The sequence below is a fragment of the Ruegeria spongiae genome, from assembly GCF_023502395.1.
Lineage (GTDB): Bacteria > Pseudomonadota > Alphaproteobacteria > Rhodobacterales > Rhodobacteraceae > Ruegeria_C > Ruegeria_C spongiae.
On sequence record NZ_JAMFMB010000008.1, the window covers coordinates 29918 to 51021 of the forward strand.

Genomic DNA, 21104 nt, shown 5'->3' on the forward strand with positions numbered 1-21104 from the left:
CCCCGCCGTTATGCGGCGACTTTGTTGTGTTTGCGCAACAATTCTTCGGCCAGGGCCCGATACGCCGCCGCACCTTGCGAATTCGTATCGTAATTCATCACCGGCAGCGCGAATGAAGGTGCCTCACTCAGTCGTACATTGCGCGGAATCTTGGTGTCAAACACAAGCGCACCCAAATTGTTCCGCGCATCCTGTTCGACCTGCTGAGACAAGTTGTTGCGTTTGTCATACATGGTCAACACAACACCTTCGATTCGAAGGTCTGGATTTGCCGTCTGTCTGACTTCTCGGATTGTCAGCATCAACTGCGACAGACCTTCCAGCGCGAAGAATTCGCTTTGCAGCGGCACCAGTACCGAATGCGCCGCGACCATCGCGTTCACGGTCAGCAGGCTCAGCGAAGGTGGACAGTCGATCAGGATATAATCCCATCCAAACGCGTCCATCGCTGTCTGCCGCAGCGCATCATGCAACAGAAAACTACGCTTTTCATTAGACATCATCTCGATATCTGCAGAGCTGAGGTCGACCGTGGCGGGCACAATCGACAGACCTTCGATGTCAGTCTTTCGAATAACCGAGGCCAGCGGCGCCTCATCAATCAAAAGCTCATAGGTGGTTCCAGACCGTTCCTCGATGCCAAGACCGGTCGAGGCGTTGCCCTGCGGATCGAGGTCGATCACCAGAACGCGCAAACCCTGCTCGACCAGGCCCGCCGCCAGGTTGATCGCAGTCGTGGTTTTGCCCACACCGCCCTTTTGATTTGCAACCGCGATGATACGGGGGCCGTCAGGGCGGGACAGATCAGACACGCGCAATTCCTCGGATTTTCAGTATAACCGCGTTGGGTTCGGTTAAACTAGTAATCGCATCCGCGGTGAAATTCCATTGCTTCGCTGCGTTATCCACTTCTTTTTTCCAACTGACGCCCTTCGGGAACAAGGCCAGACCATTGGGCTTCAAGTGCCTGTCGCAAAAAGAAAAAAGAACGTCCAGATCAGTTAGTGCACGCGCTGAAAGAATATCTGCCTGCTGCGGATCCACTGACTCGATCCGTTCGGTCAGAACTTTGACATTGCATCCGGTCTCACGAACAACCGTTCGCAAGAACGCGCATTTCCGCTGATCGCTTTCGATCAAAGTAAAGCGGTGATCAGCGTGGTTGTCCATTGCAGCAATTGCCGTGACCAAGCCGGGAAACCCTCCGCCGCTGCCAATATCCACCCAGTGATTGCCAAGATCAGCGCATTGAAGAACCTGCAGGGAATCCACGAAATGCCGGTCCCAAAGAGTTTCAAGGCTGTTTCTTGACACCAAATTGATCCGCGGGTTCCATTTTTTTACCAGTTCCGCGAAAATGGTTAGCCGTTCGATTGTTTCACGTGAAACATCGAAGCCGCTCAGGGCGCGTGCAGCATCCTTCATGCACTACGCGCCCGACCCAAACGGCGGAGATGCGCCAGGATCAATGCCAGGGCTGCAGGCGTCACCCCTTCGACCCGTGCAGCCTGAGCCAAGTTCTCGGGCCGCGCCGTGGCGAGTTTTTGCTTAAGCTCGTTGGATAACCCTTCCAGATCTGAAAAAACAAACCCCAAAGGAATGAGGTGGTTCTCGTCTCGCTTCAACGCATCAACGTCTTTCTGTTGCCTGGCGATATAGTTTGCATATAGCGCGTCGCACTCCACCTGCCGCCGTATCGGCTCCTGCACGGCCGTCAAGCCGTCTACCAAGGGCAAAAGGTCTTTGAAGTCCACATCTGGAAATGCCAGCACCGCCATTCCGTCCCGGCGGTTTCCATCCTGCTTCACGGATATCCCTGCGTCCTGCAGTTGCTTGGGCGTATATGTACATTTAGTGAGAAGCGATTTTGCTTCGTCTATTTGCGCCATCTTCTCAAGAAACCGAATACGGCGCGGCTCACCCACACAGCCAATTTCCATACCCATATTCGTCAATCGCTGGTCGGCGTTATCGGCGCGGAGTGACAGCCGGAATTCTGCGCGTGACGTGAACATTCGATAGGGCTCGGTGACGCCTCGCGTGGTCAAATCATCAATCATCACACCGATATAGCTGTTTGATCGGCCAAAATGCAGCGGTTCCGCACCCTTGACCTGAAGCGCCGCGTTCAACCCGGCAACCAGTCCTTGCGCCGCTGCCTCTTCATATCCGGTTGTGCCGTTGATCTGACCCGCAAGATAAAGACCCGGCACCGCGTCCAAAGACAACCGGCTCGACAGTGAACGTGGGTCCACGTAGTCATACTCGATGGCGTAACCGGGCTGTAAAATGACGGCCTTCTCAAGTCCCTTGATCGAATGGACATAATCTTCCTGCACATCCTGGGGGAGTGACGTCGAAATCCCGTTGGGATAAATGGTGTGATCATTGAGGCCCTCCGGTTCAAGGAAGATCTGATGCGATCCCTTCTCTGCAAACCGGACGATCTTGTCCTCGATGGATGGGCAATACCTGGGACCCACCCCATCAATATGGCCACCATACATTGCGGAACGTTCCAGATTGTCGGCGATAATTTGATGAGTTCGCGAATTGGTATGGGTGATCCCGCAGGAAATCTGCCGCGCCGGCGGGGCCCCTGAAAGGAATGAAAACAGGACCGGGTCGTCATCGCCCGGCTGCATTTGCAGGTCGCTCCAGCCGATGCTGCGTCCATCAAGTCGCGGCGGTGTTCCGGTTTTCAGGCGCCCAAGTGGCAGTTCGAACGAGTCCAGCCGCTCGGCAAGTTTGACCGACGGTTTATCACCCATACGCCCGCCTGGATGGCTGACATCGCCGATATGGACAACTCCACGTAGGAATGTGCCTGAGGTCAGAATGACAGTGCGCGAGCGAATTTCGGACCCATCACCAAGAAGAACACCCGCAATCCCTGCCCCTTTCATCAGAAAATCAACGGCTTCGCCCTCGACTATCGTAAGCCCCTGCTGGTTCTCTGTTTCGAAAAGCATGCCTGACCGATACCGGGCGCGATCTGCCTGGGCGCGTGGCCCCTGCACCGCTGGCCCTTTTCGGCGATTGAGCAGGCGGAACTGGATGCCGGCATAATCCGCGACACGACCCATGACCCCATCAAGCGCGTCGATCTCGCGTACAAGATGCCCCTTGCCCAACCCACCAATTGCCGGATTGCAGGACATCACGCCAATATCTGTACGCTTGAGAGTGATCAGCGCCACGCGTACGCCAAGACGCGCGGCGGCATGGGCCGCTTCGCAGCCTGCATGCCCTGCCCCGATTACGGCGACATCAAATTCTGAATGTTTCACGTGAAACACTCCTTATTTTCCCACGCAAAAACTCGCAAAGATCTCGTCCAGCAAGTTCTCGACATCCACACGACCCACCAACGACTCGAGCGCACGGATCGCTGTGCGCAGCTCTTCGGCAGCTATATCATACTGATCCGGGCCGGAGTCGAGGATCAAAGACACATTCGACAGCGCGGCCAGTGCTGTGATCATCGCCACTCGGTGGCGTTCGCGTGTCGCGATGCCGCGACTGCTCGCGCGGTTGAGCAATCTTTCGGAAACCTGCTCGACCAGCTGCGTGACCCCCTCCCCGGTCAGACCGGAGACCGAACCGACCCGATCACCGCGCAAGTCTCCTTTGGGGCGCACATGAATATCATCTTGCTGGGCAGCGATTTGCAGGTCGGTCGGCGTCTCGCTCAGAAAGACGCGCAGGTCCGCGCCTTCTGCCCGGTCTTTGGCGCGCTGGATACCGATGCCTTCGACGTAATCCTCGGTGTCGCGCAATCCCGCTGTATCAAGCAGCGTAACTGGCAAGCCTGACAGATCCATGCGGACTTCGATAATGTCGCGGGTCGTCCCCGCAAATTCCGAGGTAATCGCCGCCTCACGCCCGGCCAAAGTATTGAGCAAGGTTGATTTTCCCACATTGGGAGGGCCAACAATTGCGACCTCAAAACCGGTGCGGATACGTTCAGCGATCTTGACGCTATCGGCCTCGCGCTCCAGATCTGCAGTGACCTTGCCGAGCAACGCGCGCACTTCGGGCGTCACATCGACGGGTACTTCTTCATCGGCGAAATCAATCACCGCTTCCAGAAGTGAGGCCGCCCGGATCAGATCGCGACGCCAGGATTCGGCCAGCTTGCCGAGATCGCCCGCCAGAATTGCCTGCGCCTGTTTGCGCTGCGCTTCAGTTTCTGCGTCGATCAGGTCCGCCAGCCCTTCGACCTGAGCCAGATCGAGCTTGCCATTTTCCATCGCGCGGCGCGTGAATTCGCCGGGTTCCGCCAGCCGCAGCGCCTCATGTTCAGACAGGCAGCGCAGCAGGGCGGTGATGGTTGCCGGGCTACCGTGGGTCTGAAATTCCACCACATCTTCGCCGCTGAAACTGGCGGGGGCCTGGAAACTCAGAACAAGCGCGTCGTCCAGAAACGCGCCGGACAGATCCTTTAGCGCATGAAACCGCATGCCGCGCGCGGGCAAGTCTGCGCCACACATCTGCTCGGCCACCATCCGGGCCGAGGGCCCAGACAGACGGATTACAGCAACGCCAGCTTTGCCTTGCGCGCTGGCCAGCGCAAAGATGGTGTCCATACCGATAGCCCCGCGATGGTCACGAACAGGATCAGGTGTTCATCGAATCGAAGAATTCGGAATTGGTCTTGGTCTGTTTCAGCTTGGACAACAGGAACTCGATGGCATCGGTGGTGCCCATCGGGTTGAGAATCCGGCGCAGAACAAAGGTCTTGGCCAGATCGCCCTTGTCGACCAACAGATCCTCTTTCCTTGTGCCAGACTTGAGGATGTCGATGGCCGGGAAGACGCGCTTGTCGGCGATCTTGCGATCCAGAACGATTTCCGAGTTACCGGTGCCCTTGAATTCTTCAAAGATCACCTCATCCATCCGGCTGCCGGTATCGATCAGCGCGGTGGCGATGATGGTCAGCGATCCGCCCTCTTCGATGTTCCGCGCCGCGCCGAAGAACCGCTTGGGACGCTGCAACGCGTTGGCATCGACACCACCGGTCAGGACCTTTCCCGAGGAAGGCACCACGGTATTGAAAGCTCTACCAAGTCTTGTGATCGAGTCCAAAAGAATCACAACATCTCGTTTGTGTTCGACCAAACGCTTGGCTTTTTCGATCACCATTTCCGACACTGCCACGTGCCGGGTTGCCGGTTCGTCAAAGGTCGAGGACACGACCTCGCCCTTGACCGAACGCTGCATGTCGGTGACCTCTTCGGGGCGTTCATCGATCAGCAGGACGATCAGGTAGCACTCGGGGTGGTTCTTTTCGATCGAATTGGCGATGTTTTGCAGGATCACTGTTTTACCGGTCCGCGGCGGTGCCACGATCAGCGATCGCTGGCCCTTACCAATCGGCGAGACCAGATCGATCACCCGGGCTGATTTGTCCTTGATGGTGGGGTCCTCGACCTCCATCTTCAGGCGCTCATCGGGATAGAGCGGTGTCAGGTTGTCAAAGGCGATCTTGTGCTTCGCCTTTTCGGGATCTTCAAAATTGATCTTGGTGACATTGGTCAGGGCAAAATAGCGTTCGGTGTCGTTCGGGGCCTTGATCTGACCTTCGATGGTATCACCGGTGCGCAGGCTGAACTGGCGGATCATGTCGGGCGAGACATAGATGTCATCCGGACCCGGCAGGTAGTTCGCCTCAGGCGACCGTAGAAAGCCGAAACCGTCCTGCAGCACCTCAAGGACGCCATCGCCGCCAATGGCCCATCCCTCGTCCGCACGTTCGCGCAGGATCTGGAACATCATCTCGCCCTTGCGCATGGTCGAGGCGTTTTCGATCTCCAGCTCTTCGGCCATCGCCAGTAGGTCTTTGGGGCTCTTGGCTTTGAGATCGGCAAGATTGAGGGATTCGGTTGTCATGGTGATAGGACCCTTGGCCGCGACAAAGGCGGCACAGACATTCATGGACTTGGAAAACATTCCACCCGGACGGGCAGACCCGGCTTACATAGGCGGCGCAGAGGGTGGAGTCAAATGCCCGTCAGAACTTTACCACCACCGAGACAACGATGATCACCATCAGAATCGTCGGAACCTCGTTCATCATGCGAAATTGCCGTCCGGTCAGACTGTTGCGCCCGGCCAGAAAGTCCTTGCGTCTGAGCGCCAGCCAATGGTGAAACCATGTCATCGCAATCACCGAAGCGCCCTTGGTCCAGGGCCAGACATAACCCCAGTCGACGATACCCGGTGTCATCACCAGGATCAGACCACAGACCCAGCTGACAATCATTGCCGGGCGCATGATCACCTGCAGCAGCTTCAGTTCCATTGTCTCGAAGATCGCTGACGCACCCTCGACCGAGCCGGCGTTTTCGACGTGATAGACATACAGTCTGGGCAGATAAAACAAACCCGCCATCCAGGAGATCACGGCCATGATGTGCAGCGACTTGATCCACGGATAGAGAATGAAAAGAAAATCGGTCATGTTGTCCCGCCTTGCTCGGACCCTCCCTAATAAAAAAGAAAGAAAAGAAAAAGGATGATGGTTTTGTTGGGGCAAGGATTTCGGTGGATTATCGAGTTCTGCCCTTGCTTATCCCCAATAGGGAAAAGTTTCGAGGGGGGTGGAGCGAACCTGTTGAGAGCAGATTAAAACATTAATAATCAATTGTTTACGGAATGGAATAGACTTGTGACATGTGGATAAATCCGACATAACTTGGGAAGATCGGGTTTGACCACGGGTTGCGACTTATCCTTGTCCCGTTGGGATAGGTGTCGATTGTTTTCGGGATGCAATCGCTTGTTTCAACGCTCTTGCGCCTTTTGCGGAAAATCATGCAAAGGGTTCACGCCGAACCACACAGTTTCTCACGGGGTTTTCCACATGTCTGTCCCACTCCTGCTTGCGTCTGGTTCCGAGATCCGGTCGCAGTTGCTGCGCAACGCGGCGGTTCCCTTCGACGTTCGGGTCCCGCGCGTGGACGAGGATCAGATCAAATCTGCGCTGCTGGCCGAAAACGCCGCGCCTCGTGACATCGCCGATACGCTGGCCGAATGGAAAGCGCGGCGGATCAGCGAACGTGCGCCAGAGGCAATGGTGCTAGGCTGCGACCAGGTGCTGGATTTCGAGGGGCAGCTGTTGTCGAAACCCGCCTCGCCCGAAGAGGCGCTGGTGCAGTTGCAGCGGATGCGTGGCAAACGGCACATGTTATTGTCGGCGGCCGTGATATATGAAGGGGGAAAGCCGGTCTGGCGCCATGTGGGTCAGGTACGGCTGCGGATGCGGGACAGCAGCGATACCTATCTGGAAAGCTACGTTCGGCGGAACTGGGACAGCATCCGCCACGCGGTCGGCGGCTACAAGCTGGAAGAAGAAGGTGTCCGCCTGTTCAGCGCCATTGACGGCGACTATTTTAACGTTTTGGGTATCCCTTTGTTGGAGTTGCTCAATTATCTGGTTTTGCGGGGGGTTATCGACCAATGACTGACATGCGGATACCACTGGCCGGTGTCATCGGGCACCCGATCGCACATTCGAAGTCTCCGTTCATTCACCGTCACTGGCTGACCACGATGGGGATATCGGGGTTCTACATCCCCATTGATGTGACCGCGCAGGATCTCGAAACCGTCATTCGCACTCTGCCCAAGGCCGGGTTTGTCGGGCTCAACGTGACGATCCCCTATAAAGAGGCAGTGATGTCCATCGCCGACAAGGTCACCGACCGGGCGACACTGATCGGGGCAGCGAATACGCTGATTTTTCGCGCTGACGGGCTGATCCATGCCGACAACACCGACGGCTATGGGTTCATCTCGAACCTGCGCGAGGGCGCGCCCGACTGGGATCCGACCGCAGGCCCGGCGGTTGTGTTTGGCGCGGGTGGCGCGGCGCGGGCGGTGGTCGCCTCGCTGGCCGAAGCCGGTGTGCCCCAGATCATTCTGACCAACCGTACCCGTCCTCGTGCTGAACGGCTGAAGGATGATTTCGGTCAGCGCGTTGTGGTTGCCGACTGGGTGCAGGCGGGCAATGTGGTCGAAGAGGCGCGGCTGGTGGTGAACACGACCTCGCTGGGTATGCAGGGTCAACCCGAGCTGCGCGTGCCGCTGGACGGGCTTTCACCCGATTGCGTGGTGACCGATCTGGTCTACACACCGCTCAAGACCCGGCTGTTGCAGACCGCTGAAGAGGCCGGATGCACCATTGTCGATGGTCTGGGCATGTTGCTGCATCAGGCCGTGCCCGGATTCGAACGCTGGTTCGGGCAACGCCCCGTGGTGGACGAGGCGACGCGGGCGGCGGCGCTCAGATGAGGTTCTGCCTGGGGCTGACCGGTTCGATCGGCATGGGCAAAAGCACCACGGCGGCGATGTTTGTCGAAGAAGGCTGCGCGCTCTGGGATGCGGATGCGGCGGTCCATCGGCTTTATGACAAAGGCGCGGCGGTTGCGCCAATTGCAGCGCGGTTTCCCGATGCGGTGGTCGATGGCATTGTGGACCGCGCCGCATTGAAACGGATCATCGCGGATGATTCGGCGGCGCTGAAACAGATCGAGACCATCGTGCATCCGCTGGTGGCCCAGGATCGCTCCCGGTTTCGCCAATCGGCGCAGGCTGATATTCTGGTTTTTGACATCCCGCTCTTGTTCGAGACAGGCGGTGATGCAGCAATGGACGCGGTGGTCTGCGTGACGATCCCTGCCGATCTGCAACGTCAAAGGGTTCTGGACCGCGGCACCATGAGCGAGGCGCAGTTCGAACAAATCCGGGCGAAACAGATGCCGAACGATGAAAAATGCGCCCGTTCGGATTACGTGATCATCACCGACACGCTGGACCATGCCAGACGGCAGGTTCATGATATTGTCGGGCAGATACGGACAGGGCTGGCACATGCGTGAAATTGTACTCGATACCGAAACCACAGGGTTCGATCCGCAAAGCGGCGACCGGATTGTGGAAATCGGGGCGGTCGAGCTTTGGAACCATGTCGCCTCGGGCGGCACCTATCACCAGTATATCAACCCCGAACGATCCATGCCGCAGGAGGCGTTCGAGGTGCATGGGATCGGCCCCGACCTGCTGGAGCCACCGCAGACACCCGCGCCCGGCGCGGTCTTGCTCAAGGACAAGCCGGTTTTTGCCAAGATCGGCCAGGCATTCCGCGATTTTGTCGGTGACGACAAACTGGTGATTCACAACGCCGCCTTCGACATGAAATTCCTCAACGCTGAACTGCGCTGGATAGGAGTCGCGGAAATCCCGTCGGAGCAGGCCATCGACACGCTGGCCATCGCACGCAAGCGGTTTCCGGGCTCGCCTGCGACGCTGGACGCGCTGTGCCGCCGCTTCAATATCGACAACACCGCGCGCACGCTGCACGGGGCTTTGCTCGATTCCGAAATTCTGGCCGAGGTTTATCTGGAACTGATCGGGGGGCGGCAGCCCGATTTCGGACTGTCCAGTTCCGGGGGTCGTGGCGGATCAGCCGCCGAGGATAACTGGCGCGCGCAGCCGCGCGCGGAGTCCCTGCCCGCGCGGATCAGCGACGCGGAACGCAAGGCACACGAGGCGTTTGTGGAAAAACTGGGCGAAAACGCCCTGTGGACCCGCGCCTGATCCGGTCAGGCGCGGGAGGCAAGATCAGGCGTCGGCCTTTTGATCTTTCTGTTGCGCCTGCACATGCGCCAGGCGCTGGCGATAGATTTGCACGAAATCGATCTGGTCCAGATTCAGCGGCGGGAAGCCGCCATCGCTGGTGATGTCGCTGACGATCCGGCGCACATAAGGGAACAGAAGCCGCGGGCATTCGATCAGCAGAAACGGCTGCAACTGCTCTGGCGGAATGCCCTCGACATGAAAGATGCCGTAATAATCCAGTTCCATCAAGAACAGGACGTCGTCCATCCCTTTGGCCTTGTTGGTGATATTCAGCTTGAGCGTCACATCATACTGGTGCTCGACCTGACGTCTGCGCGCATCGACGCTGACCTGGACATTGATGTCCGGTTCAATCTGACCCGAGGCGCCCTTTTGCGCCATCACATTCTCAAAGGACAGGTCCCGGATGAATTGCGCCAGCACGCGCATCTGGACCTGCGGGGCCTGCTGCTGTTCCTGATCTGCTGCAGCGTCGTCTTCGGCCATGAAACCACTCCTGAATGAAAAATCCGCCAATGCTTAGCAGCTTGATCCGGTCACCTCAATGCCGGTCGGGCCCTTCGACCCAGCCTGAAGGTGGTGCGTTGGGATCGCGCGGGCGGTGCACCTCTTCATACTCGCCGTCGATCACGTCGCCCCTGCCCTGATCGCGGAAATCATGCCTGTGCTGCGGGCCGGGACCCATCTGGAACCGCGTGACCACCACGCGTTTCTGCAGATAGCGGAACACCGCCACCCGCACGCCGGGGATCAGCAGTGCGAAACCCACCGCATCGGTGAAAAATCCCGGTGTCAGCAGCAGCACGCCCGACAGAAGGATCATCGCGCCATGCGCCAGCGGCTCGGTCGGATCGTCCAGTTCCGCAAAGGAGCGTTGCAATTCGCCAAGCGCCATCCGCCCCTGTGTCCGCACCAGCCAGGTCCCTAGAAACGCGGTGCCAACCACGATGGCGAGCGTCGGCCACAGGCCGATCAGGCCGCCGACCTGGATGAACAGCGCAATCTCGATGATCGGTACCAGCAGAAACGCCAGAAGCAGATACATTTTCAGGGTCCTTTCCGCCGGGTTGAGCGGTGGACTTGCCCCCGCCTAGCCCCTACATAATGACGAGAGGCTCTGCTTACAAAGCCTGAGGTCTAAGACGAGGACAAAATGAACTCACCCCTGATCCAGTTACTTGTGCTGGCCGGCATTGCCATCTTCCTGATCCTGCGCCTCAGAAGCGTATTGGGGACGCGTGAAGGCTTTGAAAAACCACCTGTCACGCAGCAACCGGACGGCCGGTCAAAGCGCGACTTCGAAGTGATCGAGGGTGGGCCCGACCACGACATCACCGACCATGTTGACGAAGGCAGCGACGCGGCCGACGCGCTGGCGGCAATGAAACGGATCGAACCGGCCTTCTCGGTCGGCGAATTCGTGCAGGGCGCACGCGGCGCCTATGAGATGATCGTCATGGGGTTCGAACATGGCAACCTGAAAGAGATCGAGCCGTTCCTTGCCGAAGAGGTGTTTGACACCTTTGTGTCGGTTGTCGCGGCCCGCGAGGATCAGGGCCTGACGATCGAGTCCGAATTTGTCGGTGTGCGCGAGACCTCGGTAGCCAATGTCACATTCGACAAGGACACCAACCTGGCCCAGATCAGCATGCGCTTTGTCGGGGAACTGACCTCGGTCGTGCGCAACAGCGATGGCGAGATCGTCGAGGGCAATCCGAACACGATCAAACGTCAGAAAGACACCTGGACCTTTGCCCGCTCCATGGGCACCGATGATCCCAACTGGCTGCTTGTCGCCACGGACGCATGATTGCGGCGCTCCGGTCGGCTTTTCTGGCAGGTGTCGTGATGGTTGCGGGACCCCCATCAGGGGCAGAGACCACGCATACCGTGCTGGAGTATGACAGCCTGGATGGCTGGGCGGCGGATGACCATTCCGCCGCTCTTTCGGTTTTTCTGAACACCTGTGGCGATCTGGATGACCCGGACTGGCGGGCGCTCTGTGCGTTGGGCCGGGAACAAGGTGCAACGGGCGCGCGAGCATTTTTCGAGCTGTTCTTTCGCCCTGTGTTGATCGAGGATGGGGCCGACCCCCTGTTCACCGGGTATTTCGAGCCTGAGTTGAACGGCGCGCGCGGTCCCGGTGGCCCTTACAAATACCCCGTCTACAAGATGCCGCCCGAGGCGCGGGAGGCTGGCCAGTGGCTGCATCGCCGCGATATTCTGACCAGCGGCGTGATGGAAGGCCGAGGGTTGGAGATCGCCTGGGTCGATGACCCGGTCGAGCTGTTCTTTCTGCAGATTCAGGGGTCAGGCCGCATTCGGATGCCGGATGGCGGTACCGTCCGGGTGGGTTATGGCGGGGCCAACGGGCACAGCTATCGCTCGGTCGGGCGTGAGTTGGTGCGTCGGGGCCTGTTTGCCGCGCATCAGGTCAGCGCCGAGGTAATCAAGCGCTGGGTTCGGGCCAACCCGGCGGCGGGCGCTGATCTGTTGTTTCACAACCCATCTTACGTGTTCTTCCGCGAACTCAAACACCTGCCTGCGGGCGTCGGCCCGTTGGGGGCGATGAACCGGTCTGTCACCACCCTGCGCAGCATTGCCGTTGATCCGGCTTTTGTGCCGCTGGGCGCACCGGTCTGGCTGGAGAAGGATGGCAAGGACCCGATCCGCCGCCTGATGATCGCGCAGGATACCGGATCCGCCATCAAAGGGGCGCAACGGGCCGATGTCTTTTTTGGAACCGGGGATGCCGCGGGCCGGGCTGCCGGCCGGCTCAGGGATCCGGGGCGGATGGTGGTCCTGCTGCCGATCCAACGCGCCTATGCGCTGGCACCGGATGGTCTGTGATGACACGGCGGAAACTGCGACCAGATGAGATCGACCTTTGGAAAAAGGTCGTCGACCGCACCGAGCGGCTGCATCCGCAGCAACCAGACCCGGTGCGCCCTGCGGTTCTGCCGAAACCCAAACCCACCAAAACGCCACTGCCCCGGATCGAAACTTTTGATATTGGTCAATCGGCCAAGCAGAAGCCCCAGCGCAGCCATCTGAAACCTGCTGTGACGGATCGGCTTTCCGCGTTGCCGCTGCAAATGGATCAAAAGGCGTTTGCAAAGATGAAGCGCGGCCGCATCAAGCCCGAGGGGCGGCTGGATCTGCACGGGATGCGGATCGATACCGCCCATCCGGCGCTGGTGCGGTTTATCCTGTCGGCGCAAATTTCGGGCAAACGGCTGGTTCTGGTGATCACCGGCAAGGGCAAGGACCGCGACGAACCCGGTCCGATCCCGACGCCGCGTGGTGTGCTGCGCAATCAGGTGCCGCAATGGTTGTCACTGCCGCCTTTGGCGCAGGCGGTGCTGCAGGTCACGCCTGCCCATGTCAGCCATGGCGGTGACGGGGCCTATTACGTGTATCTGCGACGCTCGCGCGGCGGGCTCTGAGCCCGGCTGATGCCGACCCACACCAGCAGGCAGGCCATCAGGAAATAGGCACTAAACCAGAAAAACTGGGTTTCCATTCCGATTCCGGCGTCGATCAGCAGCCCGGTCAGTCCCGGACCGATGGCCGAGCCCAGCACCATGACAGCCGTGGCCAGGGCCTTGATTGATCCGATATGGGCGGTGCCGTAGTACTCGGCCCAGAACGCACTTGGCAGGGTTGCATTTGCCCCTGCCGTCAGCGCCATCAGCACGAACGCCAACAAAAGGCCGACAACGCTGGTGCCGAAGGCAAATATCAGGAACGCCAGTGCGATGGGCAATTGGAACAATGGCATCATGCGGGCGGTGCCCCACCTGTCCAGCGCCACACCGGTTGCAATCGCGGTCAGGATCGACAGCCCGGTATAGACAGGGAACATGGACACAAAGGTCAGATGCTCCCACCCTTTGACCTCGGCCAGATGTACCTGATGAAAGAAGGTGGCCGTCATGAAGGCGGACGGGCCAAGTATTGACGGTACGATGAACCAGAACAAGGTATGCGAGATGGCCTCGCCCCGGGTCCAGTGATGATTGTTCATGCCGGTGCTCGATTCGCCCTTGGTCAGGGTCTGCGGCGTACGCTCACGGCGGAGCAGCCACATCAGAATCGGAATTCCCGCCAAACAGACAAACGCACAGAATATCCAGAGATCACGCCAGTCAAAGCGCGTCATTGCCTTGACGAAACCAAAGGGCAGCACCGCCTCGCCGATGGCAAAGCCAAGCGTCGCGATCGCCAATGCCCTGCCCCGTGTCGCCTGAAACCAGCGCGCCATTGCCACCAGCGCAATATGCATGCTCATCCCCTGACCGAACAGACGCAGGCCAAAGACCACGACCGGCAGCAGGACGACCCAGCTGTTCAAAGCCATGCCGAGGCACGCGACAGCCAGCCCCAGCAGTACAACCGGGCCAAGGATGCGGACCCGAAACCAGTCGGTCATGACACCAGACCAGATCATGACGATGGCCGACAAAGCGGTGGCAATGAAATATATCCCACCCCAGCCGCCATGGCTGAGTCCGAATTCACCGCGAATCTCTCCGGCAAAAACCGAAATGAAAAAGGTTTGTCCGAAACAGGAGAGAAAGCTCAGCAACCCGCCCGCGCCCAGCCAGCGGGCATTGCGGATCAGGTAGCGTCGCAACCCGCCATCGCTCATCTTTCGTCGCCGGACAGCGGTCCGCGCAACGTGACCGAGCTTGCGCCGGACCCTGTGCGCCCGCTTGCCGGAAACAGAGCCTCGACCGCCAGGCGGTCGGGTTCAATTGCGCGCTGCAGGGGGCGGACCGCCCTGAACATCGCCAGAAGCGAGGGCGAGGTCGCCGCCACGAAATGCGAGGATGCCGCGTCGTCACTGAATGCGGTTGTGTCGATCACCTCGACCGGCAGGTCGGCGATTTTCTGGATTGAGCTGATATTGCCCAGCCGTTCGCTGTCTGCCGTGCCGCGCAGCCGGGCGGAAAACCCCAGCGCCTTGTCCTTTTCCGAAACCAGAATGGCAAAGGGTTGCGGCACGTCTGTGATCTCGCCCATCTGTTCGCGGAACAGGTCGATGTCCAGATCCGGTGAGATCAGGATCACGCCTGCAAAGGTCCGGCGCGCCCAGCCGGGATTTTTCAGCTCGGCCTGGCGCAGCATCTCCATCGTCAGGGCCGAGCCCATGGAATGGGCCACCAATACCACCCGTTTCGCCCCCGCAGCCTTGACCTGCCGGACAAAGCTCTCCAGCCCGTCGCGGGCGAACAGCATGCTGTCGAGGTCGTAGGCATACCCATAAGCCCGGCCCCGGCTGGGCCAGGAATACATCATGAGCTGACCGGGGATGTCCACATCATGCGCCATTTGCGCGGCGCGAAAGGCGGTTTCGACCTGGGTTGTGTTGTAGCCGTGGACAAAAATCACGACCTCGCGGTTTTTGGGGTCAAAGCCGCGCAATTTCTGTGCCACGCGGGCGTTGAAATCGTGCTGGCTTGCAAACTCCCGCTGGCCCGCAAGGGCGAACTGGCGCTCGGGATCGGGGTTTGCGTAAGAGAAATTCAGCTCGCCGGGTTGATGCGCGGGCGGGATCGAAACGGTGAGTTCGAGAAGGTTCAGCCGGTCAGAGCGTCGAAACCCATACGTTCCGTCCGGTTCCCTGGCGCGGCTTGAGGCGACAAAGACCGTATAGGGCGCGCCGACCTCCAGCGCCTCTGGGACGATCGGATTGACGCTGCGGTCAACGCAAGCGGTAAGGACAATTGCGAATAGACCGAACAATACGGGCCGCATGATCAAAACTCCGGTTTGAATGCGGCCCCACGCTAGAGGATTTCGTGCCGAGGTCTAGAGAACGTAGCGACTGACATCGGCTGATTTCGTCAATTCGCCCAGATTTGCCTCAACAAACCCGGCATCGACGGTGACCGCGTCACCGGACCGGTCGGGCGCAGTGAAAGACAGCTCTTCGAACACCCGTTCCATCACGGTATAGAGCCTACGCGCGCCGATATTCTCGACGCTCTGGTTCACATCCGCCGCGATTTTTGCCAGTGCCGCGATACCATCATCGGTGAAGGTGACCGTCACCTCTTCGGTGCCCATCAGCGCAGTGTACTGCCGGGTCAGCGCGTTGTCGGTCTCGGTCAGGATGCGTACGAAATCCTCTTCAGTCAGCGCCCGCAGCTCAACCCGGATCGGCAGGCGGCCCTGCAGTTCGGGCAGCAGGTCCGAGGGTTTGGCGATGTGGAAGGCACCTGAGGCGATGAACAGGATATGGTCGGTCTTCACCGCGCCGTGTTTGGTGCTGACGGTGGTGCCCTCGATCAGCGGCAGCAGGTCGCGTTGAACGCCTTCGCGGCTGACATCGCCACCGCGGGCCTCGGTACGGGCGCAAACCTTGTCGATCTCGTCGAGGAAAACGATACCGTTCTGTTCCACCGCCTCCAATGCGGTGCGGTTGACGATCTCGTCGTCCAAGAGCTTGTCGGCCTCTTCGCTGATCAGGATCTCATAGCTGTCGGCGACGGTCATCCGGCGTTTCACGGTGCGCCCGCCAAAGGCTTTTCCAAACATATCGCCCAGATTCATCATGCCCATATTGGCGCCGGGTTGGCCGGGGATTTCCATCATCGACATCGGGTTGGAGCTGTCGCTCAGCTCCAGCTCGATCTCGGTATTGTCCAGCTCTCCCGACTTCAGCTTCTTGCGGAACATCTCGCGCGTCGACTCGCGGGCATCCGAGCCTGCGATGGCCTCGACCACGCGTTCCTCGGCGGCGGCATGGGCGCGGGGTTTGACATCTTCACGCATGTAGTCGCGGGTCTGGATGATGGCCGCATCGACCAGATCGCGGATGATCTGTTCGACATCGCGACCGACATAACCAACCTCGGTGAATTTCGTGGCTTCAACCTTGATGAAGGGCGCGCGGGCCAGTTTGGCCAACCGGCGGCTGATCTCGGTCTTGCCGACGCCGGTGGGGCCGATCATCAGGATGTTCTTGGGATAGACTTCATCGCGCAGATCATCGCTCAGCTGCTTGCGCCGCCAGCGGTTGCGCAGGGCCACGGCCACGGCGCGCTTGGCGTCCCGCTGGCCGATGATGAAGCGGTCCAGCTCGGATACGATTTCGCGGGGCGTCAGGTCGGTCATGATCTCTCGGTCTCTCTGTTTCGTGGGGAACCTAAGCATGGCGCGGGAAAACGCAAGCAGATCACGGCAATCTCACGGGTTCACACGGAATGAACACGCGTTTTCAGGGGTTTGTGAAGGACGGTTTTATTTATGTGGCCTGCACACAGATTGCGGCAAGGCAATTCTGCCAATGTCTCAACCGGAAGGACCCCCTATCATGATGACCCGCCGTTCACTGTTCGCCACCGCTGCCGCCACCGGCACGCTTTTGACGCTTGCCACTGCGGGCACGGCCATCGCCGGTGGAGCCAAGGGCAGTTTCGAGGGCCGCTCCAACCACGAGACCTCGGGATCGGTGCGGGTCTTCAAGGACGGGGACCGCTACATCGTCGAGCTTGGCGAGGACTTCTCGCTGGATGGCGGCCCTGACCCCCGCGTCGCCTTTGGCAAGGGCGGCAGCTATGACCCCGACACCAAACTGGGTGCCCTGCTGCACCTGACGGGCAAGCAACAATATGCGGTGCCCGCGACCTGGGATGTATCGGCCTATGACGAGGTCTACATCTGGTGCGAGGTGGCCGGCGTGCCGCTGGGCGTGGCCAAGATCAACTGAGCGCCGCTCACGTGCTCTGTGTCTGGGGGCCGCATTTCGGTTCTGCCCTCAGACACATGCCGATCCCCGTGCAGCCCGGAAAATATGGAAATATTCCAGACATTTGTTAGGCTGGCCGCAAAAGACCACAGCGCGCGGGGCCCATCATGACCAAAATTGCCAAGATCACCCTGCTCTTTGTGGTGTTTGTCGATCTGATTGGTCAGGGGCTGGTCTTTCCGATCATCAACTCGCTGATCATGCAGACCGATGCCGGGTTTTTGCCCGAGGCAACGCCGACCGGGCGGCGGCATTTCTATTACGGGCTGGTGATCGGATGCTTCTTTCTCGCCTGGTTTCTGGGCGTCGTCTATGTGTCCAAAGTTTCGGACGCGATCGGGCGCAAGAACGCGTTGCTGATCTGCCTTGGCGGGGCGCTGGTAGGGTATGCCTTGACCATCGCGTCGCTTTATCTCGACAGTCTGCTGCTGCTGATCCTGGGGCGCAGCATCACCGGCTTCACCGCCGGAAACCAGCCGATCGCGCAGGCGGCGATGATCGACGGCAGCACCGATGCCGCCGACCGCGACCGTAATATGGGTTACATTGTCACCGGCATCAGCTTTGGTCTGGTCGGCGGGCCGCTGATTGGGGCGGCGCTGTCGAACCTGCCCCTGTTTGGGGCGGCCTCGTTAAAGACGCCCTTTTACGGGGCTTTCCTGCTGGTTCTGGTCGCGATCTTCCTGGTGCTGTTCTTCTTCAAGGATCTGCGGACCGAGCGGGCGCCCTTTGTCTTTCGCCCCGCCGATATCACCGACAGCCTGATCGCGGTGAAGGATCACCCGCTGGTTCTGAAACTGCTGCCGGTCTACGCGTTTTTCATGATCGCCAACGTCACCTTCTACGTCTTTGCCGAGAACTTTCAGACCAGCGCTTTTGGCTACGGCGTGGTCGGGGCCAGCATCCTGATGGTGACCATTGGTGTGGCGCTGGCCTTTTCCAGCACCTTCCTGGTGAAGCCGGCGCAGGAGAGGTTTACCAAACACACGATCCTGCGGGTATCCCTGACCACGATGATGGTCTGCACGCTGGCCTTCGCCTTCAGCCCCAGCGGAGCGCTCACCTATGTGCCGGTCTTCCTGTTCTATTTCTTCTTTGGCGTTGCCTATCCCACCTTGCTTGGGCTGTTCTCCTCCAGTGTTGCCGAAGGCGATCAGGGGTGGGTCATGGGGGTAACGACGGCGGTGTTCTGCCTTGCGGGCGGGGTCATGTCGCTGATCGGCGGCGGGCTGATGAGCGTCGACATCCGGCTGCCCTTCTACATCGTGTTTGTGTCGGCGGTCCTTGGCCTGATCGGCACCTATCGCGGCTGGCGCAGCAAGGATTTGCGGGCACTTCTGAAATAACCGCTCACATTCCAGCACACGCCCGATCAGCGCGTCGTGATCGGGGCTACAAACGTGGCCCTGTCCACATCATATCCCTGTCAGTCTTCGCGCTTCCCCCCGGAAGTCGAAGCACGGGCGCCACCACTCACGCACGGAGCCCGGGGGGCTGGGGCACACACTCAGCCCCCAATTGATTCCACGGTCAGGTTGCCATTGGTGTAGACGCAGATATCGGCGGCGATGGCCATGGCGGCGCGCGCCACGTCTTCGGCGTTGCGGTCGCTGTCCATCAGCCCACGCGCCGCAGCCAGGGCAAAGTTCCCACCCGACCCGATAGCGGCCACGTTATGTTCCGGTTCCAGCACGTCGCCTGCCCCGGTGATCACGAACATGTCTAACCCATCGGTGACGATCAGCATCGCCTCGAGCTTTTGCAGATACTTGTCGGTGCGCCAGTCCTTGGCCAGTTCGACGCTGGCACGCGCCAGCTGACCTGGCGTTGCCTCCAGCTTGGCCTCGAGCCGCTCCAGCAGGGTAAAGGCATCCGCCGTCGATCCGGCAAATCCGGCCACCACATCAAACCCGCCGGGGCTGAGGCGGCGCACCTTGCGCGCGGTGCCCTTGATGACGGTCTGGCCAAGTGAGACCTGCCCATCCCCGGCTATCACGACCTTGCCGTCCTTCTTGACGCCGATGATCGTTGTGCCGTGCCAACCGGGAAACTCGTTATCCGCCATGAATGCCTCCATCTGATCGTGGTCTATATGGATCGCAGCGTGAGGGCGCACAAGGGGCGTCGTCGCCGCGCGGCTGATGGTGCCGGTTGTGACGTTGCCTATTTGTTATGCACAGCGTGCAATTCGGGGCTGTCGAACGAGCAATTATGAGACTCACCCGGCGGGTCTAGATGAGCCTCATACCGACAAGATCGGACACCACACATCAAAGGAACAGCGCAATGGCAAATGCCTCTGTACAAGCACACGCGCCGCTGGGCGCAATCACCATCCACCGCGTCATTGACGCATGCGTATCGGCCGTTCGTTCGGTCGTGGACTGGAACGAAGCCCGTCAGACCCGCAAGGCACTGTCGGCCCTGAGCGACGCTCAGCTGGATGATATCGGTCTGACCCGCGAGCAAATCGCCCTGATCTGATCCGGATCTCAGAACCACCAAGATAGATGAGCCGCCCGTTCTCCCCGGGCGGCTTTTTCTTTAGCTGGATAGCCTAAATGCACCCTGCTGATCGGGCAGAAACGCCTCGATCGCCGCGGTTGCCACGATATGGCGGTCGCCCGATGGCAACCCACCCACATCCAGCCCGCCCTTGACGGCGCGTACCGACAGTGTTTTGCCGCGCGGCAGATCAGCAGCCACCAGATCACAATCGACCTGATCGGGGTCTTGCACCCCAATGGTGACCCGCACCTCCATCTCGGTATGGTCCATGCCCAGCGAGGACATCACCGTAACCGAAGAGCGATGCAGCGCGTCCTGCACCGCGCGGCGGGCCGCCTTGGTATAATCCATGCCATGCAGGTTGGTGCCAAAACCCATTTCCAGGATGATGCGTTTCATGCTCATTGCGCGGGCTCCTCACCTGTGGATTCCATGTCAAAGAAGACCGAGATGGCGGCGTTGGCCATGACCGTGCGGCCCGCGCCGCTTGGTTTGTCGATGTCGAGACCTCCCTGAACCACCGTGATCCGTGGCTGGCCATAGGGAAAGACGGCTTTCAGCGCTTCGGCATCGACCTGTTCGGGCTCTTGTACACCGATCTCGGCCTCGACGATCATGGCGTCCTTGGGAAACCCAAAAAGCTCGGCCATGTTCACCGAGTTGCGCCACAGCGCATCCCTGAGCGCGCGCGCCGCCGCTTCGGTGTAATCCGCGCGCCTGAGCGATGTGCCCATGCCGAACTCTACCAGAACCCGTGTTTTCGCCATGATGGTCCTCCTCGATCCATGCAGTGTGCCCAGCCGGGGGTCCGGCGCAACAAAAAAGGCGCCCGGTTGGGGCGCCTTTGTTCGGTCCGGGCTGGGTCGGTTCAGATCGAGTCGTCGATCCAGCTTTGCAGCGCCGCTTTGGGGGCCGCGCCCGCGCGGTTCGAAACAACCTGTCCGTCCTTGAAGATGAACAGCGCCGGAATCCCGCGCACGCCCATGGCGGCGGCGGCGTTCGGGTTGCTGTCGACATCGACCTTGGCAACCTTGATCTTGCCTTGATACTCGCTGGCCAGCTCTTCCAGAGCGGGGCCGATCTGCTTGCAGGGGCCACACCATTCGGCCCAGAAATCCACAACGACGGGAATGTCGGAGTTCTTGACCTCTGCGTCGAAAGTGGCGTCGGTGACGGCTACGGTGGACATTACGATGTC

Annotated in this window: 25 protein-coding genes; 10 read left to right on the forward strand and 15 right to left on the reverse strand. The window is 59.8% G+C overall.

All coding sequences use genetic code 11. The features are described from left to right. Nucleotides 1-8: 8 nt before the first annotated feature. The 6 genes from M3P21_RS08065 to M3P21_RS08090 all read right to left on the reverse strand — a co-directional run bounded on the left by M3P21_RS08065 (nt 9) and on the right by M3P21_RS08090 (nt 6463). Nucleotides 9-812 carry a ParA family protein gene (locus M3P21_RS08065; RefSeq protein ID WP_249708676.1) on the reverse strand — a complete coding sequence of 268 codons (804 nt, stop codon included), beginning with the start codon at nt 810-812 and terminating at the stop codon, nt 9-11. Continuing rightward, the gene (gene rsmG, locus M3P21_RS08070) at nt 805-1425 is read right to left on the reverse strand and encodes a 16S rRNA (guanine(527)-N(7))-methyltransferase RsmG (protein ID WP_249708683.1); all 621 of its coding nucleotides are present in this window, start codon (nt 1423-1425) and stop codon (nt 805-807) included. The genes M3P21_RS08065 and rsmG overlap by 8 nt, the downstream gene beginning before the upstream one ends. Beyond that, entirely contained in the window at nt 1422-3290 is a 1869-nt protein-coding gene (gene mnmG, locus M3P21_RS08075; RefSeq protein ID WP_249708685.1) for a tRNA uridine-5-carboxymethylaminomethyl(34) synthesis enzyme MnmG, read from the reverse strand. The genes rsmG and mnmG overlap by 4 nt, the downstream gene beginning before the upstream one ends. A 12-nt stretch (nt 3291-3302) precedes the next feature. Beyond that, nucleotides 3303-4589 carry a tRNA uridine-5-carboxymethylaminomethyl(34) synthesis GTPase MnmE gene (gene mnmE / locus M3P21_RS08080; protein WP_249708687.1) on the reverse strand — a complete coding sequence of 429 codons (1287 nt, stop codon included), beginning with the start codon at nt 4587-4589 and terminating at the stop codon, nt 3303-3305. A gap of 31 nt (nt 4590-4620) precedes the next feature. Beyond that, the gene (rho, locus tag M3P21_RS08085; protein WP_249708689.1) at nt 4621-5892 is read right to left on the reverse strand and encodes a transcription termination factor Rho; all 1272 of its coding nucleotides are present in this window, start codon (nt 5890-5892) and stop codon (nt 4621-4623) included. Between the two features lie 121 nt (nt 5893-6013). Next, nucleotides 6014-6463 (reverse strand): CopD family protein, encoded by a 450-nt coding sequence (locus M3P21_RS08090; protein WP_249708692.1) that lies wholly within the window; start codon nt 6461-6463, stop codon nt 6014-6016. Between the two features lie 402 nt (nt 6464-6865). On the opposite strand from M3P21_RS08090, the gene M3P21_RS08095 reads away from it, so the two are divergent. From M3P21_RS08095 to dnaQ, 4 genes are read left to right on the forward strand one after another with little or no spacing between them, the layout of a single operon-like run. Then, nucleotides 6866-7465 (forward strand): Maf family protein, encoded by a 600-nt coding sequence (locus tag M3P21_RS08095; protein WP_249708694.1) that lies wholly within the window; start codon nt 6866-6868, stop codon nt 7463-7465. Then, on the forward strand, nt 7462-8295 hold the full coding sequence (locus M3P21_RS08100; protein WP_249708696.1) for a shikimate dehydrogenase: 834 nt from the start codon (nt 7462-7464) through the stop codon (nt 8293-8295). Before M3P21_RS08095 ends, M3P21_RS08100 begins: the two co-directional genes overlap by 4 nt. Continuing rightward, on the forward strand, nt 8292-8882 hold the full coding sequence (gene coaE, locus M3P21_RS08105; RefSeq protein ID WP_249708698.1) for a dephospho-CoA kinase: 591 nt from the start codon (nt 8292-8294) through the stop codon (nt 8880-8882). The genes M3P21_RS08100 and coaE overlap by 4 nt, the downstream gene beginning before the upstream one ends. After that, complete coding sequence (gene dnaQ / locus M3P21_RS08110; RefSeq protein ID WP_249708701.1) at nt 8875-9600, forward strand: DNA polymerase III subunit epsilon; 726 nt, start codon at nt 8875-8877, stop codon at nt 9598-9600. Before coaE ends, dnaQ begins: the two co-directional genes overlap by 8 nt. 24 nt (nt 9601-9624) lie before the next feature. On the opposite strand, the gene secB is transcribed toward dnaQ, so the two are convergent. Then, nucleotides 9625-10128: a protein-export chaperone SecB gene (gene secB, locus M3P21_RS08115; RefSeq protein ID WP_249708703.1), complete on the reverse strand. Its 504-nt coding sequence runs from the start codon at nt 10126-10128 to the stop codon at nt 9625-9627. A gap of 55 nt (nt 10129-10183) precedes the next feature. Then, on the reverse strand, nt 10184-10687 hold the full coding sequence (locus tag M3P21_RS08120; RefSeq protein WP_249708706.1) for an FxsA family protein: 504 nt from the start codon (nt 10685-10687) through the stop codon (nt 10184-10186). Nucleotides 10688-10795: 108 nt separating this feature from the next. On the opposite strand from M3P21_RS08120, the gene M3P21_RS08125 reads away from it, so the two are divergent. Genes M3P21_RS08125 through M3P21_RS08135 form a run of 3 tightly spaced genes read left to right on the forward strand, consistent with a single transcriptional unit; the run spans nt 10796 to nt 13088 of the window. After that, nucleotides 10796-11452: a Tim44/TimA family putative adaptor protein gene (locus M3P21_RS08125; RefSeq protein ID WP_249708708.1), complete on the forward strand. Its 657-nt coding sequence runs from the start codon at nt 10796-10798 to the stop codon at nt 11450-11452. Then, nucleotides 11449-12492, forward strand: a complete 1044-nt coding sequence (gene mltA, locus M3P21_RS08130) for a murein transglycosylase A (RefSeq protein WP_249708710.1) — start codon at nt 11449-11451, stop codon at nt 12490-12492. The genes M3P21_RS08125 and mltA overlap by 4 nt, the downstream gene beginning before the upstream one ends. Beyond that, nucleotides 12492-13088: a Smr/MutS family protein gene (locus tag M3P21_RS08135; RefSeq protein WP_249708713.1), complete on the forward strand. Its 597-nt coding sequence runs from the start codon at nt 12492-12494 to the stop codon at nt 13086-13088. The genes mltA and M3P21_RS08135 overlap by 1 nt, the downstream gene beginning before the upstream one ends. On the opposite strand, the gene M3P21_RS08140 is transcribed toward M3P21_RS08135, so the two are convergent. From M3P21_RS08140 to hslU, 3 genes are read right to left on the reverse strand one after another with little or no spacing between them, the layout of a single operon-like run. After that, nucleotides 13052-14293 carry an MFS transporter gene (locus M3P21_RS08140; protein WP_249708721.1) on the reverse strand — a complete coding sequence of 414 codons (1242 nt, stop codon included), beginning with the start codon at nt 14291-14293 and terminating at the stop codon, nt 13052-13054. The two genes, M3P21_RS08135 and M3P21_RS08140, sit on opposite strands and share 37 nt — an antisense overlap. After that, nucleotides 14290-15402, reverse strand: a complete 1113-nt coding sequence (locus M3P21_RS08145) for an alpha/beta hydrolase (RefSeq protein ID WP_249708723.1) — start codon at nt 15400-15402, stop codon at nt 14290-14292. The genes M3P21_RS08140 and M3P21_RS08145 overlap by 4 nt, the downstream gene beginning before the upstream one ends. Nucleotides 15403-15456: 54 nt before the next feature. Next, the gene (hslU, locus tag M3P21_RS08150; protein WP_249708732.1) at nt 15457-16764 is read right to left on the reverse strand and encodes an ATP-dependent protease ATPase subunit HslU; all 1308 of its coding nucleotides are present in this window, start codon (nt 16762-16764) and stop codon (nt 15457-15459) included. Between the two features lie 199 nt (nt 16765-16963). Between hslU and M3P21_RS08155 the strand changes: the two genes are divergently transcribed. Both M3P21_RS08155 and M3P21_RS08160 read left to right on the forward strand, forming a co-directional pair. Beyond that, nucleotides 16964-17359 carry a DM13 domain-containing protein gene (locus M3P21_RS08155; protein ID WP_249708734.1) on the forward strand — a complete coding sequence of 132 codons (396 nt, stop codon included), beginning with the start codon at nt 16964-16966 and terminating at the stop codon, nt 17357-17359. Nucleotides 17360-17505: 146 nt separating this feature from the next. After that, a complete protein-coding gene (locus tag M3P21_RS08160; RefSeq protein ID WP_249708736.1) occupies nt 17506-18744 on the forward strand; it encodes an MFS transporter in 1239 nt (412 codons plus the stop codon). A gap of 161 nt (nt 18745-18905) precedes the next feature. Here M3P21_RS08160 and hslV read toward each other — a convergent pair whose 3' ends face one another. Continuing rightward, nucleotides 18906-19463, reverse strand: coding sequence for an ATP-dependent protease subunit HslV (hslV, locus tag M3P21_RS08165; RefSeq protein WP_249708738.1), 558 nt, complete (start codon nt 19461-19463; stop codon nt 18906-18908). A 221-nt stretch (nt 19464-19684) separates the two neighbouring features. On the opposite strand from hslV, the gene M3P21_RS08170 reads away from it, so the two are divergent. Then, on the forward strand, nt 19685-19882 hold the full coding sequence (locus M3P21_RS08170; RefSeq protein WP_249708739.1) for a DUF1127 domain-containing protein: 198 nt from the start codon (nt 19685-19687) through the stop codon (nt 19880-19882). A 60-nt stretch (nt 19883-19942) separates the two neighbouring features. On the opposite strand, the gene M3P21_RS08175 is transcribed toward M3P21_RS08170, so the two are convergent. From M3P21_RS08175 to trxA, 3 genes are all read right to left on the reverse strand, one after another. Continuing rightward, the gene (locus tag M3P21_RS08175; RefSeq protein WP_249708741.1) at nt 19943-20311 is read right to left on the reverse strand and encodes a Lin0512 family protein; all 369 of its coding nucleotides are present in this window, start codon (nt 20309-20311) and stop codon (nt 19943-19945) included. Then, on the reverse strand, nt 20308-20673 hold the full coding sequence (locus M3P21_RS08180) for a Lin0512 family protein (RefSeq protein ID WP_249708742.1): 366 nt from the start codon (nt 20671-20673) through the stop codon (nt 20308-20310). The genes M3P21_RS08175 and M3P21_RS08180 overlap by 4 nt, the downstream gene beginning before the upstream one ends. Nucleotides 20674-20774: 101 nt before the next feature. After that, the gene (trxA, locus tag M3P21_RS08185; RefSeq protein WP_249708743.1) at nt 20775-21095 is read right to left on the reverse strand and encodes a thioredoxin; all 321 of its coding nucleotides are present in this window, start codon (nt 21093-21095) and stop codon (nt 20775-20777) included. Nucleotides 21096-21104: the final 9 nt, after the last annotated feature.